Source organism: Ralstonia chuxiongensis (assembly GCF_024158925.1).
In the GTDB taxonomy this organism is placed as follows: Bacteria; Pseudomonadota; Gammaproteobacteria; order Burkholderiales; family Burkholderiaceae; genus Ralstonia; species Ralstonia chuxiongensis.
Window position 1 is genome coordinate 714,354 of record NZ_JAMYWC010000002.1, and the last position, 14,361, is coordinate 728,714.

Below are 14,361 nucleotides of genomic sequence, written 5' to 3' on the forward strand. Positions count from 1 at the left end.
CCGTAAGCCTATCACGCGGCGCCTGGGCCGCCTTGCCGGACCCGCGTGCCGGTCGGTACACTGCCCCGGCCGTGCCCGGGCGGGCGCAGCGCATCATCGGCGAGAGGCCTCCATGAACACCCCGTCGTCTTCCTCCGAGCGTGCCGGACGCGCGCGTCGGGGCCGAAAAGTCTGGTCCGGCACGCAGCACGTCATTGCCTACGGCATGCCGCCGCTGGGCTGGCGTGACCTTTATCACCACGCGCTTGAGGTCAACTGGCCGACCTTCTTCGCGCTGCTGGCGACGCTGTTCCTGTCGCTCAATGCGGTATTCGCGGGGCTGTATTCGTTGGGCGACGGCGCGATCGCGAACCAGTCGCCGCCGGGCTTCGTGGGGGCATTCTTCTTCAGTGTCGAGACCCTGGCCACCGTCGGTTACGGCGACATGCACCCGCAAACGCTCTATGCCCACGTCATCGCCACGCTGGAGATCTTCATCGGCATGTCGGGCATTGCCATGGCGACGGGGCTGGTATTTGCGCGGTTCTCGCGCCCGCGCGCCAAGATCATGTTTGCGCGCAATGTTGTCGTGCGGCCGCTCAACGGCAGATCCACGCTGATGCTGCGGGCGGCCAATGCGCGCCAGAACGTCATCGCAGAGGCCACCGCCCGGCTGCGCCTGATGCAGGACGAGGTCTCGCCCGAGGGCTACTCGATCTACAAGATCCACGATCTGAAGCTTGAGCGCAGCGAGCATCCGATCTTCCTGCTGGGCTGGGTGATGATGCACGTCATCGACGAAACCAGCCCGCTGCATGGCGCCACCGCAGAATCGCTCGCGGCGGGTGATGCCTTGCTGCTGCTCACGATCGAGGGCGCCGACGAGACCGCGGCGCAAACCGTGCAGGCGCGCTATTCCTGGCGACACGACGAGATCCGCTGGAACCACCGCTATGCCGACCTCATCCGTGACGAGGGCGGCGTCACGTCGGTCGACTACGACAACTTCCACTTGATCCATCCGATCGAGACGCCGCCGCAGGCACAATGACCGGCTTGTCCGATTCCAACGCGCACCCCCCGTGGCCCTGAACCTCGTCTGGCTCGCCTTCTTCCTCGTTGCCTTCGTTACCGCATGCGTGCAGGTTGTGCAGGGCGACATGGAGGTCTTCTCCCGCATGCTGACCGGCATGTTCGATGCCGCGCGCACCGGTTTCGAAATTGCGATCGGCCTGACCGGCATGATGGCGCTGTGGCTGGGCATCATGCGCGTGGGCGAGCGCGCCGGCGTGGTCGATCTGTTCGCGCGGCTCGTGAACCCGCTGATGCGGCACCTGTTTCCGTCCGTGCCCGCCGGCCACCCCGCCAACGGCGCGATGATGATGAACGTCTCGGCCAACGTGCTCGGCCTGGACAACGCCGCCACGCCGCTCGGCCTGCAGGCCATGCGGGAGCTGCAGCAGATCAACCCCCAGCCGCAGCGCGCCAGCGATGCGCAGTTGATGTTCGTGGTGCTCAACACGGCTGGCGTGACGCTGGTGCCGACGTCCGTCATCGCCATCCGCCAGGCCATGGCAGTCAAGCAGGGCCTGGTCGGTTTCAACGCGGCAGACATCTTTCTGCCGACCTTGCTGTCCACGTTCATCGGCTTCTGCGCGGGCATTGCGGCGGTGGCGTGGTATCAGCGCATCAACCTGTTCAAGCCTGCCCTGCTGGCGTATTTCGGGGGCTTCGTCGCGCTGATGGGGCTGCTGTTTGCGTGGTTGCGCCAGTTTCCGCCGCAGCAGATGGCCGCCTGGATCGGCCTGATCGGCGCGGGCGCCATCCTCACCATCGTCGTGGCGTTCCTGGTGTGTGGGGCAATTCGCCGCATCAACGTGTACGAGACCTTTGTCGATGGCGCCAAGGACGGCTTCCAGGTGGCGATCGGCATCGTCCCGTATCTGGTGGCGGTGCTCGTGGGCATCGCCGTGTTTCGCGCGGCGGGGTGCATGGATTTCCTGATGCAGGGGCTTTCCGCGCTATTCGCCCACCTGGGCATCGACACGCGGTTTGTGCCCGCGCTGCCCGTGGGGCTGATGAAGACGCTGTCCGGTGCCGGTGCGCGCGGCCTGATGGTCGACGTGATGACGACTTACGGCGTGGATTCCTTCCAGGGCAAGCTGGCCGCCATCATCCAGGGTTCGACCGAGACCACGTTCTACGTGCTGGCCGTGTACTTCGGCAGCGTTGGTATCAAAGACACGCGTTACGCGCTGGCCTGCGGGCTGTGGGCCGACCTGATCGGGCTGATCGGCGCCGTGCTTGTCGCTTACCTGTTCTTCGCCTGACCGGCTAGGGCGGCCCCCAAACGACGCCGCGACCGCCCGCCCTCTACAATCGACCGCATGGAACAGTGGATCGACACGCTTTTTGCCACGCTCGCCCTGCCCAAGGTCGGGCTGCCTGCCATCTTCGTCGTCAGTTTCATCTCGGCGACCCTCCTGCCGCTGGGCTCAGAGCCGGCAGTTTTTGCTTACATCAAGCTCAATCCGGACATGTTCTGGCCGGCCATCCTAGTGGCCACGCTCGGCAACACGCTGGGGGGCGTGGTCGATTGGTGGATGGGCTACGCGGCCAAGCTGGCGCTGGTGCGCTACCACCTTGCGCGCCGCCGCCGTCAGCACAACACCGAGCACGCCCAGCATGTGCAGCACCCCAAGCGCCACCGCGAGCCCCCGCTCGACAAGAAATACTTCCGCTGGATGCGCCGCATCGGGCCGGCATCCCTGCTGGTGTCGTGGCTGCCGGGCATTGGCGATCCGCTTTGCACGCTGGCCGGCTGGCTGCGCCTGAAGTTCTGGCCCAGCGCCATGTACATGGCCATCGGCAAATTTCTACGCTATCTGGCCATGACTGCGGCCCTGATGACCCTGCCGGACGGCTTCTGGCACGGCATCCTGGCCTCGATCAAAGCTGTGATGATGTGACGTTTGCGTGGCGTATGCGGCACTTTAGCGGCCGTGAACTTTTCGCAAGCCATTGAAAACGCGACGGTTTTGCCGCCCATATCACTGGCAGGGATACCGTTGCTGCGACGCATCAACGACGCGCGTTGCAGTACAATCGCCCTTTAAAGACCGCGCGGCTTGGGCCCTCTTTGCCGCGCCCTCCCTCCCCAGCGGCACGCCATGAATGCCCCACTTCTGATCGACGCCAAACTCACGGCGCAGGACGCTGCGCCCCGGCTGCGCGAGATTCCCTACAACTACACCTCGTTCTCGGATCGGGAAATCGTCATCCGTTTGCTGGGCGAGTCTGCGTGGCAGATCCTGGACGAACTGCGCGCCGAACGCCGCACCGGCCGATCGGCACGCATGCTGTACGAAGTGTTGGGCGACGTCTGGGTGGTGCGCCGCAACCCCTATCTGCAGGACGACCTGCTCGATAACCCGAAGCGCCGGCAGATGCTGATCGACGCGCTCAATCACCGCCTGGCGGAGATCGAGAAGCGCCGCGTGGCCGACCACGATTCGCACCACGATCCGGTGGGCGACGAGCGTGCCAGCAAGGTCGAGCAACTGGTCGTGCATGCCCGCCGTGCCGTCAAGGCGTTCCAGGAAGAATTCGCCCAGGTGTACGACCTGCGCCGTCGCGCCCAGAAGGTGCTCGGCCGCGTCACCGCGAAGGACAACATCAAGTTCGACGGCCTGTCGCGCGTGTCGCACGTGACCGACGCCACCGACTGGCGCGTCGAATATCCGTTCGTTGTGCTCACGCCCGATACGGAAGAAGAGATCGCCGGGATCGTCAAGGGCTGCTTCGAACTGGGTCTGACCATCATCCCGCGCGGAGGCGGCACTGGCTACACCGGCGGCGCCGTGCCGCTCACGCCGTTCTCGGCCGTCATCAATACGGAAAAGCTGGAGCGTCTGGACGCGGTCGAGATGACCGACCTGCCCGGCGTTGACCATCCCGTGGCGACCATCTACTCGGGCGCCGGCGTGGTGACGCGTCGCGTGGCGGATGCGGCGGAGAAGGCCGGCCTCGTCTTCGCCGTGGATCCGACCTCGATCGACGCGTCGTGCATTGGCGGCAACGTCGCCATGAACGCCGGCGGCAAGAAGGCTGTGCTGTGGGGCACCGCGCTGGATAACCTCGCCTGGTGGCGCATGGTCGATCCGGACGGCAACTGGCTGGAAGTCCAGCGCCTCAATCACAACCTCGGCAAGATTCACGACGCGCCGGTCGTCACGTTCGAGCTGAAGTGGTTCGATGGCAACGCGCCGGTCGGGGCCAAGCTGCTGCGCACCGAAACGCTCACCATCGAAGGCCGCAAGTTCCGCAAGGAAGGGCTGGGCAAGGACGTTACCGACAAGTTCCTGGCCGGCTTGCCCGGCGTGCAGAAGGAAGGCTGCGACGGCATCATCACCAGCGCGCGCTGGATTTTGCATCGCATGCCCAAGTCGATCCGCACCGTGTGCCTGGAGTTCTTCGGCCAGGCGCGCGACGCGATCCCGAGCATCGTCGAGATCAAGGATTACCTCGACGCCGAGACCAAGAAGCCTGGCGGCGCGATCCTCGCGGGTCTGGAGCATCTGGATGAGCGCTACCTGCGCGCGGTCGGCTACGCCACCAAGAGCAAGCGCAACGCGTTTCCGAAGATGGTGCTGATCGGGGACATCGTCGGCGACGACGACGATGCCGTGGCGCGCGCCACGTCGGAGGTGATCCGCCTGGCCAACGGCAAGAGCGGCGAAGGTTTCGTGGCCGTGAGCCCCGAGGCACGCAAGAAGTTCTGGCTGGACCGCTCGCGCACGGCAGCGATTGCGAAGCACACCAACGCCTTCAAGATCAACGAAGACGTGGTGATTCCGCTCAATCGCATGGGCGAGTACACCGACGGCATCGAGCGCATCAACATCGAGCTGTCGATCAAGAGCAAGCTCAAGCTGACCGACGCGCTGCTCGATTTCTTCGCCGGCAGCAACCTGCCGCTCGGCCGCACCGACGACGCCAACGAGATCCCCAGCGCCGAATTGCTGGAAGACCGCGTGCAACAGGCGCAGCAACTGCTGCGTGCCACGCGTGCACGTTGGCAATACCTGCTGGACCATCTCGACACGCCCGTTACGGCTGCGCGCGCCAGCCTCATTGGCCTCGGCCTGGGCTATCTGGCGCAGACCATCGACGACCGTCTGGTGAATCAGCCCGAGGCGAACCTGTTCCACCTGCTGCAGGATCGTACGATTCGCGTGTCGTGGAAGGCGGAGATTCGCGCCGAGCTGCGCAAGATCTTCAACGGCGGCGAGTTCAAGCCAATCCTCGACGAGGCCCAGGCGATCCACAAGAAGGTGCTGCGCGGCCGCGTGTTCGTGGCGCTGCACATGCACGCCGGCGACGGCAACGTGCACACCAACATCCCCGTCAACTCGGATGACTACGACATGCTGCAGGACGCCCACAAGGCGGTGGCCCGCATCATGACGCTCGCGCGTTCGCTGGACGGTGTGATTTCGGGCGAGCACGGCATCGGCATCACCAAGTTGGAATTCCTGACCGACGACGAGATCGCCGACTTTGCTGCCTACAAGCGCCGCGTCGACCCGAACGGCCGCTTCAACAAGGGCAAGCTGCTGCGCGACATCAACGACCCGCAAGGCCTGGCTGCTGATCTGCGCAACGCCTATACGCCCTCGTTCGGCCTGATGGGGCACGAGTCGATCATCATGCAGCAGAGCGACATCGGCGCCATCTCGGAGTCGATCAAGGATTGCCTGCGCTGCGGCAAATGCAAGCCGGTGTGCGCTACGCACGTGCCGCGCGCCAACCTGCTCTACAGCCCGCGCAACAAGATTCTTGCCACCTCGCTGCTCATTGAGGCTTTCCTGTACGAAGAGCAGACGCGCCGCGGCGTGTCGGTCAAGCACTGGGAAGAATTTGCCGATGTGGGCGACCACTGCACGGTCTGCCACAAGTGCGTGACGCCGTGCCCGGTCAAGATCGACTTCGGCGATGTGTCGATGAACATGCGCAACCTGCTGCGCAAGATGGGGCAGAAGAAGTTCAACCCCGGCACCGCAGCGGCGATGTTCTACCTGAACGCGACCAACCCCGAGACGATCAACCTCACGCGCAAGGTGATGTTCGACTGGGGCTACAAGGCGCAGCGTCTGGGCAACGATATCCTGAAGAAGTTCGCCAAGAAGCAGACCGCTCGTCCGCCTGCCACGGTGGGCAAGCCGCCGGTGCGCGAGCAGGTGATTCACTTCATCAACAAGAAGATGCCGGGCAACCTGCCCAAGAAGACCGCGCGCGCGTTGCTGGACATCGAGGACAACGAGATCGTCCCGATCATCCGCAACCCGAAGGCGACCACGCCGGACAGCGAGGCAGTCTTCTACTTCCCGGGTTGCGGTTCGGAGCGCCTGTTCTCGCAGGTGGGCCTGGCCACGCAGGCAATGCTGTGGCACGCCGGCGTGCAAACGGTGTTGCCGCCGGGCTACCTGTGCTGCGGTTATCCGCAGCGGGGGACCGGCCAGTTCGACAAGGCCGAGAAGATCGTCACCGACAACCGCGTGCTGTTCCACCGCGTGGCCAATACGCTCAACTACCTCGACATCAAGACGGTGGTGGTGAGCTGCGGTACCTGCTACGACCAGCTTGCCGGATATGAATTCGACAAGATCTTCCCGGGCTGCCGGATCATCGACATTCACGAATACCTGCTGGAGAAGGGCGTGAAGATCGACGGTGTGCAAGGCACGCGGTACATGTACCACGATCCCTGCCACACCCCGATCAAGACCATGGACCCGACCAAGCTGGTCAACCAGCTGATGGGCGGCAATATCGGCGCCGACGGCCAGACCCACGCGATCGAGAAGAACGATCGCTGCTGCGGGGAGTCGGGCACGCTGGCGATCTCGCGACCGGACATCTCCACGCAGGTCCGCTTCCGCAAGGAAGAGGAGATGCAGAAGGGCGCCGACAAGCTGCGCAGCCTTGGCCAGACCAGCGGCCAGGGCGAGGCGTTCAACGGCGACGTGAAGATACTCACGAGCTGCCCGGCGTGTCTGCAGGGCCTGTCGCGCTACACCGAAGATGTCTCGGTGCAGGCCGACTACATCGTGGTCGAGATGGCGCGCCATGTGCTCGGAGAGACCTGGCTGCAGGACTACGTTGCGCAGGCCAACGCCGGCGGCATCGAGCGCGTGCTGGTGTGACAACGATCGAGCGGACGCCAGGCTGCGCGCTGTGCGAGGCGGATGGCGGCGAGCCTGTCTGGCGTAATGCCAAGGCGCGCGTGGTGCTGGTCGAGCACGCGCGTTTTCCGGGCTTCTGCCGTGTCATCTGGAACGACCACGTGGCCGAGCAGACCGACTTGTCTGACGCCGACCGCCACTGGCTGATGGAAGTTGTCACCCGTGTTGAGCGTGTGCTGCGCGCCGAACTGGCCCCGGACAAGATCAACCTCGCCAGCTTCGGCAATTTCGTGCCGCATTTGCATTGGCACGTCATCCCGCGCTATCGGTGGGATACACATTTTCCAGAAGCCGTGTGGGGCCCCGAGCAGCGCGCGCCCGATACCGCGCGCATGGCCGAGATCACGGCTAAGTTGCCGGCGTTGTCGTACGCGCTCCAAGCGGCGCTCGCCGACGCTTGAGCCCTGTCGGCGTGCGCCGGGTAACGCCCGGTAACGCATCGCCACGTCGTGCGCGGAACCCCTATGGCGCGCAGGACGTCTGATTCTCTTTCTGTTGCGCCAACGCCCTCGCCATGACGACACCGCGCACCGCCGCCACGCCCGATTCCCACAAGGATTCCATCTCCGAGTTGACCGTCCACCACGGCCGGCTGAACCTGTCCGAGACTTGGCAACTCATCAAGCCCTACTGGTTTTCCGAAGACCGCTACAAGGCCTGGGGTCTGCTTGCAGTGGTGGTCGCGCTCAGCCTGTTCACGGTCTACATGAACGTGTTGTTCACCGACTGGAACCGGCTCTTCTACAACACGCTGCAGCAGAAGGATAAGGCGGAGTTCTGGCACCAGCTCGGTCGCTTCTCGTGGATCGCCGCGCTGATCATCATCGCCTCCGTGCTGCGTCAGTACTACACGATGATGCTGCGCATGCGCTGGCGGACGTGGATCACCGGCAACTTCCTCGACAACTGGCTCGGCAAGCAGGCCTTCTACCGGCTGGAGCAGACCCATACTGCCGACAACCCCGATCAGCGGATTGCCGACGACCTGCGCAACTTCACAGATGCCACCGTGGCACTGGCGTTGGGTTTCTTCAACTCCGCCGTCACGCTGGTGACGTTCTTCGGTCTCCTGTGGACGGTCTCGGGGCCGCTGGCGTTCGCGTTGGGTGGGCACGACTTCGTCATCCCCGGCTATATGGTGTGGTTTGCCTTGCTGTATTCGCTAGTCTGCTCAGTGGCCATCCATTTTGTGGGTCGACCGTTGATCGGTCTGTCGTTCCAGCAGGAACGCTATGAGGCGTATTTCCGTTTCCTGCTTGTGCGTGTGCGCGAGAACAGCGAGAGCATTGCGCTCTACCGAGGCGAGCCGACCGAGAAGGCTATTCTGCGTGGTCGCTTCGAGCGTATTCGTGCAAACTGGAACCAGCTGATGGACTACACCCGACGCCTGAACTTTGCCAGCTCAGGCTATGGGCAGTTCGCCATCATCTTCCCGTTCCTGGTCTCCGCGCCGCGTTACTTTGGCGGTACGCTCACGCTGGGCGGCATGATGGAGATTGCTACCGCGTACGGTCAGGTGCAGGGCGCGATGTCGTGGTTCGTTGACAACTATGGCACGCTGGTCACCTGGAAAGCTTCCACCAATCGGCTGATCGAATTCCAGCGCGCCATCCGCGCCGCCGAGCGTGAAGAAGAGCACCGCGCCGGCGTGCGCGATGTCGAGGTCGAAATCGCAGCCGTACCTGCTATCGAAGCCCGCGCCCTTGCGCTGAACCTCCCAAACCGCAAGCCCGAAGATTTGCTGGTCGAGCCATTCGACATGACGCTCGCACGCGGTGAGCGCGTGCTCGTCAACGGCCCGTCGGGCTGCGGCAAAAGCACGCTGGTGCGCGCCGTGGCCGGCATCTGGCCTTATGGAAGCGGCCGCATCGAAGTGCCGGACGATGCCCGCGTGCTGTTCCTGCCGCAGCGCAGCTATCTGCCGTCTGGCACCCTGGCCGATGCGCTTTCGTATCCGGATCTGGCCACCCAGTACACCGCTGAGCGTCTGACCCAGGTGCTGAACGCCTGCAGGTTGCCGGCACTGACCGACCTGTTGGATGAGGTGAGCAACTGGAGCCTGCGCCTGTCCCCCGGCGAGCAGCAGCGCCTGGCTTTTGCGCGGGCTTTGCTGCAGCGCCCCGATTACCTCTTCCTTGACGAGGCCACCAGCGCACTCGACGAAGACACCGAGGCGTTCATGTACAGCCTGATGCTCGAATCGATGCCTGATGTGACCATCGTCAGCGTGGCGCACCGCAGCACCGTGGCACGATTCCATCATCGCCGCCTGCGGTACATCCCCGAGGGCGATCCGTTGACTGCGGTAAGCTATCGGGTGGTGGAAGAGCCTGCGCACATGGCGCTGGCAGCTTCCTGAAACACAGTTTTTTTGACTCGACGAGACGCTTTCCATGGCCGGACTTTCCGCCGACACCCCGCACCCGACCGGCATCACCGTGCATACGCAATCACGCGTGCTGGAGATCGCCTTTGCCGATGGCAAGCAGTTCAGCCTGCCGTTCGAATACTTGCGCGTGCTGTCGCCGTCGGCCGAAGTGCAGGGGCATGGCCCTGGTCAGGAAGTTCTGCAGACGGGCAAGCGCGATGTGGGCATCGTCGGCGTCGAGCCGGTTGGCAATTACGCGATCCGGCCGCTATTCTCCGACGGCCACGATTCCGGCATCTTCGATTGGGCCTACCTGTACCGCCTCGGCATTGAGCACGACGCGCTGTGGCAGGCGTATCTCGATCGCCTGGCCGCAGCCGGCCTCGACCGTGACGCCCCGATGGCAGAGAACGCTGGCCACGCCTGCGGCCACAGCCACTGATTCCCGATTCACTTCGCGGCGCCTGCGCGCTGCATCCGTATCCCTTTCTGTCATGAGCCAAACCCACTTCGGATTCCAGAAGGTCGATGAGCAGGAGAAGGCCGGCAAGGTTGCCGGCGTGTTTCATTCCGTCGCTAGCAAGTACGACGTGATGAACGACCTGATGTCCGGTGGCCTGCATCGCGTGTGGAAGATGTTCACTATCGCCCAGGCAGCGGTGCGCCCGGGCTATAAGGTGCTCGATATTGCCGGCGGCACAGGTGATCTTGCCAAGGCCTTTGCGCGCCAAGCCGGCCCCACCGGGGAGGTGTGGCTGACGGACATCAACGAGTCGATGCTGCGCGTCGGCCGTGACCGCCTGCTCGATGCCGGTGTGCTCACCCCAACCGCGCTGTGCGACGCCGAGCACATTCCCTTTCCGAATGCTTACTTCGATGTGGTGACAGTGGCATTCGGCTTGCGCAACATGACGCACAAGGATCGCGCGCTCGCAGAAATGCGCCGCGTAGTGAAGCCGGGGGGCAAGGTCATGGTGCTGGAGTTCTCCAAGGTGTGGCAGCCGTTGGAGAAGGCCTACGACGTGTACTCGTTCAAGGTGCTGCCGTGGCTGGGTAGCAAAGTGGCGGGCGACCCAGAGAGCTACCGCTACCTGGCCGAGTCCATCCGCATGCACCCGGATCAGGAAACGCTCAAGCAGATGATGGAACAGGCCGGATTGGACTCGGTCGAATACTTCAATCTGACAGCGGGTGTCGTGGCTCTGCACGTTGGCCGTCGCCTCTAAGTGTTTCCGTCGTTCCACCAGATGGGCGATGTAGCGCGCTGCGGCGATATGCCACGATCCTTCACATTGAATTTCCGCATTGACGTCTTCATCTAATGGCGTCACTGCCATTGGAGAGAAGACAGCGATGAGTTTGCATTGGGGTGGAAAATTGATGGCGGGCGCGCTGGTCGCGACGCTCGCACTGGGCACGGCAATTGACGCCAACGCCAAGCGCATGGGTGGCAGCCGCAGCATCGGCAAGCAATCGTCTACCGTGACGCAACGCCAACAGACGCCGCCGGCCACAACGCCGTCGCCGACACAGCAGGCCGCACCGGCTGCGCAACCCTCGCCAGCTGCGCCGACTCCGGCCGCGCCGGCGGCAAAGCCTGGACGTAACTGGGGCGGCATGCTGGGTGGCCTGGCAGCCGGTCTGGGTATCGGTTATCTGCTGTCGAAGTTCGGTCTGGGCGCGGGCCTCGCCTCGCTGCTGTCGAACCTGATCCTGATCGCGCTCGTCGCCTTCGTGGTGATGTGGATCATCCGTAAGGTGCGCGGCAGCCGTCCGCAAGGTCCGGCCTATGCCACGGGTGGCCCGTCGCTGGGCGGCGACCGTGAGCCGTACGTGCCGCAACCTGCCGTACCGGCCGCCGCATCGCTGAACACCGGCAACACGTCGGGCCTGGGCGCTGGCGCGGCAACCGCTGCACAGTCGTGGAACCTGGGTGGTCCGGCGGCTTCCGGCGCGCAGGCCATCAACGCGCAGCCTGCTGCGGCCGCACCGCAGCAGCCGTGGGGCGTGCCAGCGGATTTCGACACGCAAGCTTTCCTGCGCAACGCCAAGGTCTACTTCATCCGCCTGCAGGCTGCTTGGGATGCCGGCAATCTCAACGACATCCGCGAGTTCACCACGCCGGAGATGTTTGCCGAGATCAAAATGGATCTGGCTGACCGCGGCACGTCGCCCAACAAGACCGACGTGGTTTCGGTCGAAGCCGAAATGCTGGGCATCGAAACGCAAGCCGCCGAGTACCTCGCGAGCGTGCGCTTCTCGGGCATGATCCGCGAAGAAGCCAACGCGCCCGCACAGCCGTTTGCCGAGGTATGGAACTTGACCAAGCCGACGCAGGGTGCGGGTGGCTGGGTGTTGGCGGGTATCCAACAGCTGCAGTGATGCTGTAACAACTTGAAGCGCCGCAAAACGGCCGTTTCAACATTCCCCGTAAAATAGGGCCCGACCGTCTGGTTCGGGCCCTTTTTTGTCGCCCGCCGCCAGCCCGCTTCTTGCTGTTTTCTTGCTGTTTTTGCGCACCATCACCGCATGTCCTCGACAGCCACTTCGTCTCCGTTTCCGCTTGTGCTGATGCAGCCGCTGCTGCTCGCGCTCAACCATCTGCTACGCCAGGAGCCCTGGGCGCAGGAGACACTGCGGCCGTTCGCGGGTCGCGTCGCACGCTTTGACTTGGCGCCCATGTCGATGACGTTGCAGGTGGATGCCACCGGCTTGGTGACCGCTCCCGACCCTGATGTTGAACCGGCTGTGACTGTTGTCGTGCCGCTGGCGGCCGCTGCAGGCGATTACGCCACGGGCGGCCAGGCCGCTGTGCTCAAGCACGTGCGTATCGAGGGCGAGGCCGAGTTCGCCAACGTGCTGTCCACGCTGCTGCGCAATCTGCGCTGGGATGCGGCGGAAGATCTCTCGCGCGTGTTTGGCGATGTGATCGCGCAGCGTATGGTCAGCGGCGCGCAGGCCGCCCGCACCGAGGCCACGCGCGTCAGTCGTTCGCTGGCGGAATCGGTGGCGTCGTACCTGACCGATGAGCAACCGACGCTCGTGCGCCATGCGCGCCTCGCGCAGTTCGCCGCCGATGTGGCGGCACTGCGTGATGCCGAAGCGCGTCTGGCCAAGCGGCTGGAGCGGCTCGAAAAATCCCCACGACCGGCCATCCGGACCATCCGTCAGGGTGAATCGGCATGACGCGCTTATTCCGGCTGGGCAAGATCGTTTTCGTCATCCTGTATTACGGGCTGGATCAGCTCGCGTTGTCGGGCTTCAAGAGCCGCCGCATTCGCGCGCTGGTCTGGCTGCTGACGCTGGGCCGCAAACCCAAGCTCCCGCGCGGTGAGCGCCTGCGACTGGCGCTGGAGCAGCTCGGCCCCATCTTCGTGAAGTTCGGGCAGGTGCTATCAACACGGCGCGATCTGCTGCCCCCCGACGTGGCTGACGAACTGGCCAAGCTGCAGGATCGCGTACCGCCGTTTGACCCGAAGGTGGCGGCGGCCATCGTGGAGAAATCGCTCGGCAAGCCGCTGTCTGCGCTGTTCCATCGTTTCGATCATCATCCGGTGGCGAGCGCGTCGATCGCGCAGGTGCATTTCGCCACGTTGCGCGGCGGCCCGGACGACGGCCGCGAGGTGGCGGTCAAGGTGCTGCGCCCGGGCATGCTGCCCGTGATCGACAGCGACCTCGCGCTCATGCGGGACCTCGCTACCTGGATGGAAAAGCTGTGGGCCGATGCTAAGCGCCTGAAGCCGCGCGAGGTGGTCGCCGAGTTTGACAAGTACCTGCACGACGAGCTTGATCTGATGCGCGAGGCGGCCAACGCCAGCCAGTTGCGCCGCAATTTTGCCAAGTCCGACCTGCTGCTGGTGCCCGAGGTTTTCTGGGATTGGTGCACGTCTGAGGTGTTCGTGATGGAGCGCATGCACGGCATGCGGATCTCGCACACCGAAGAGCTGCGCGCCGCCGGCGTCGACATGCACAAGCTCGCGCGCGACGGCGTGGAGATTTTCTTCACACAGGTCTTCCGCGACGGGTTTTTCCATGCCGACATGCACCCCGGCAACATCCTTGTGAGCGTGGCACCCGAGACGCTGGGCCGCTATATCGCGCTGGATTTCGGCATCGTCGGGGCGCTGTCGGAGTTCGACAAGAACTACCTCGCGCAGAACTTCCTGGCGTTCTTCCAGCGCGACTACCACCGCGTGGCGGTGCTGCACATCGAGTCCGGCTGGGCGCCGGAAGCGACGCGCGTGGAAGAGCTGGAAGGCGCCATCCGCGCATGCTGCGAGCCGTATTTCGATCGGCCGCTGGGTGAAATTTCGCTGGGTCTGGTGCTGATGCGGCTGTTCCAGACTTCGCGCCGCTTCAACGTGGAAGTGCAGCCGCAGCTCGTCCTACTGCAGAAGACCCTGCTTAACGTCGAGGGCCTTGGCCGCCAGCTCGATCCGGATCTGGACCTGTGGAAGACGGCCAAGCCATTCCTCGAACGCTGGATGCACGAGCAGATCGGCTGGCGCGGTTTTGTCGAGCGCCTGAAGGTCGAGGCGCCGCAGTGGGCCAACAAGCTGCCCGACTTCCCGCGCCTGGTGTACCAGATTCTGGATCGCCGCTCCCGGGAGGACGGCAATGCGCAGACCGCGGCGCTGACCGCACTGCTTGCCGAGCAAAAGCGCACGAACCGGCTGTTGTCTGCCGCGCTGTTGTTCGTCGGTGGTTTCGCGGTCGGCATCGTCGCCACGCATGTGCTGGCCTGGATGGCCCGCTACTGATCTGTCCTCA

At 64.2% G+C, this 14,361-nt stretch carries 11 protein-coding genes; all 11 read left to right on the forward strand.

Features of this window, described 5'->3' with window-relative positions; all coding sequences use genetic code 11:
• Positions 1–112: 112 nt before the first annotated feature.
• The 11 genes from NKG59_RS08030 (at position 113) to ubiB (ending at position 14,351) form a co-directional block, all read left to right on the forward strand.
• On the forward strand, positions 113–1,030 hold the full coding sequence (locus NKG59_RS08030) for an ion channel (RefSeq protein ID WP_045203790.1): 918 nt from the start codon (positions 113–115) through the stop codon (positions 1,028–1,030).
• A 31-nt stretch (positions 1,031–1,061) separates the two neighbouring features.
• Positions 1,062–2,309, forward strand: coding sequence for a nucleoside recognition domain-containing protein (locus tag NKG59_RS08035; RefSeq protein WP_112185893.1), 1,248 nt, complete (start codon positions 1,062–1,064; stop codon positions 2,307–2,309).
• Positions 2,310–2,366: 57 nt separating this feature from the next.
• Positions 2,367–2,948 (forward strand): YqaA family protein, encoded by a 582-nt coding sequence (locus NKG59_RS08040; RefSeq protein WP_253536271.1) that lies wholly within the window; start codon positions 2,367–2,369, stop codon positions 2,946–2,948.
• 201 nt (positions 2,949–3,149) lie between these two features.
• Positions 3,150–7,184: a DUF3683 domain-containing protein gene (locus NKG59_RS08045; protein ID WP_253536272.1), complete on the forward strand. Its 4,035-nt coding sequence runs from the start codon at positions 3,150–3,152 to the stop codon at positions 7,182–7,184.
• Positions 7,181–7,624 carry an HIT family protein gene (locus tag NKG59_RS08050; RefSeq protein ID WP_253536274.1) on the forward strand — a complete coding sequence of 148 codons (444 nt, stop codon included), beginning with the start codon at positions 7,181–7,183 and terminating at the stop codon, positions 7,622–7,624. The genes NKG59_RS08045 and NKG59_RS08050 overlap by 4 nt, the downstream gene beginning before the upstream one ends.
• Before the next feature lie 113 nt (positions 7,625–7,737).
• The gene (locus tag NKG59_RS08055; protein WP_045203785.1) at positions 7,738–9,582 is read left to right on the forward strand and encodes an ABC transporter ATP-binding protein/permease; all 1,845 of its coding nucleotides are present in this window, start codon (positions 7,738–7,740) and stop codon (positions 9,580–9,582) included.
• A gap of 34 nt (positions 9,583–9,616) precedes the next feature.
• The gene (locus NKG59_RS08060; RefSeq protein WP_253536275.1) at positions 9,617–10,033 is read left to right on the forward strand and encodes a gamma-butyrobetaine hydroxylase family protein; all 417 of its coding nucleotides are present in this window, start codon (positions 9,617–9,619) and stop codon (positions 10,031–10,033) included.
• A gap of 52 nt (positions 10,034–10,085) precedes the next feature.
• Positions 10,086–10,817: a bifunctional demethylmenaquinone methyltransferase/2-methoxy-6-polyprenyl-1,4-benzoquinol methylase UbiE gene (gene ubiE, locus NKG59_RS08065; protein ID WP_253536276.1), complete on the forward strand. Its 732-nt coding sequence runs from the start codon at positions 10,086–10,088 to the stop codon at positions 10,815–10,817.
• Positions 10,818–10,944: 127 nt separating this feature from the next.
• Positions 10,945–11,973: a Tim44 domain-containing protein gene (locus tag NKG59_RS08070; protein WP_253536278.1), complete on the forward strand. Its 1,029-nt coding sequence runs from the start codon at positions 10,945–10,947 to the stop codon at positions 11,971–11,973.
• Between the two features lie 147 nt (positions 11,974–12,120).
• Positions 12,121–12,777, forward strand: a complete 657-nt coding sequence (locus tag NKG59_RS08075) for a ubiquinone biosynthesis accessory factor UbiJ (protein ID WP_253536279.1) — start codon at positions 12,121–12,123, stop codon at positions 12,775–12,777.
• The gene (gene ubiB / locus NKG59_RS08080) at positions 12,774–14,351 is read left to right on the forward strand and encodes a ubiquinone biosynthesis regulatory protein kinase UbiB (protein WP_253536283.1); all 1,578 of its coding nucleotides are present in this window, start codon (positions 12,774–12,776) and stop codon (positions 14,349–14,351) included. The genes NKG59_RS08075 and ubiB overlap by 4 nt, the downstream gene beginning before the upstream one ends.
• Positions 14,352–14,361 lie beyond the last annotated feature (10 nt).

Bases quoted from the DNA above. Each gene is read 5' to 3' on its own strand.
- ubiB (WP_253536283.1), top strand. From the start codon at position 12,774: ATGACGCGCTTATTCCGGCTGGGCAAGATCGTTTTCGTCATCCTGTAT.
- NKG59_RS08030 (WP_045203790.1), top strand. From the start codon at position 113: ATGAACACCCCGTCGTCTTCCTCCGAGCGTGCCGGACGCGCGCGTCGG.
- NKG59_RS08040 (WP_253536271.1), top strand. From the start codon at position 2,367: ATGGAACAGTGGATCGACACGCTTTTTGCCACGCTCGCCCTGCCCAAG.
- ubiE (WP_253536276.1), top strand. From the start codon at position 10,086: ATGAGCCAAACCCACTTCGGATTCCAGAAGGTCGATGAGCAGGAGAAG.
- NKG59_RS08070 (WP_253536278.1), top strand. From the start codon at position 10,945: ATGAGTTTGCATTGGGGTGGAAAATTGATGGCGGGCGCGCTGGTCGCG.
- NKG59_RS08075 (WP_253536279.1), top strand. From the start codon at position 12,121: ATGTCCTCGACAGCCACTTCGTCTCCGTTTCCGCTTGTGCTGATGCAG.
- NKG59_RS08055 (WP_045203785.1), top strand. From the start codon at position 7,738: ATGACGACACCGCGCACCGCCGCCACGCCCGATTCCCACAAGGATTCC.
- NKG59_RS08060 (WP_253536275.1), top strand. From the start codon at position 9,617: ATGGCCGGACTTTCCGCCGACACCCCGCACCCGACCGGCATCACCGTG.
- NKG59_RS08045 (WP_253536272.1), top strand. From the start codon at position 3,150: ATGAATGCCCCACTTCTGATCGACGCCAAACTCACGGCGCAGGACGCT.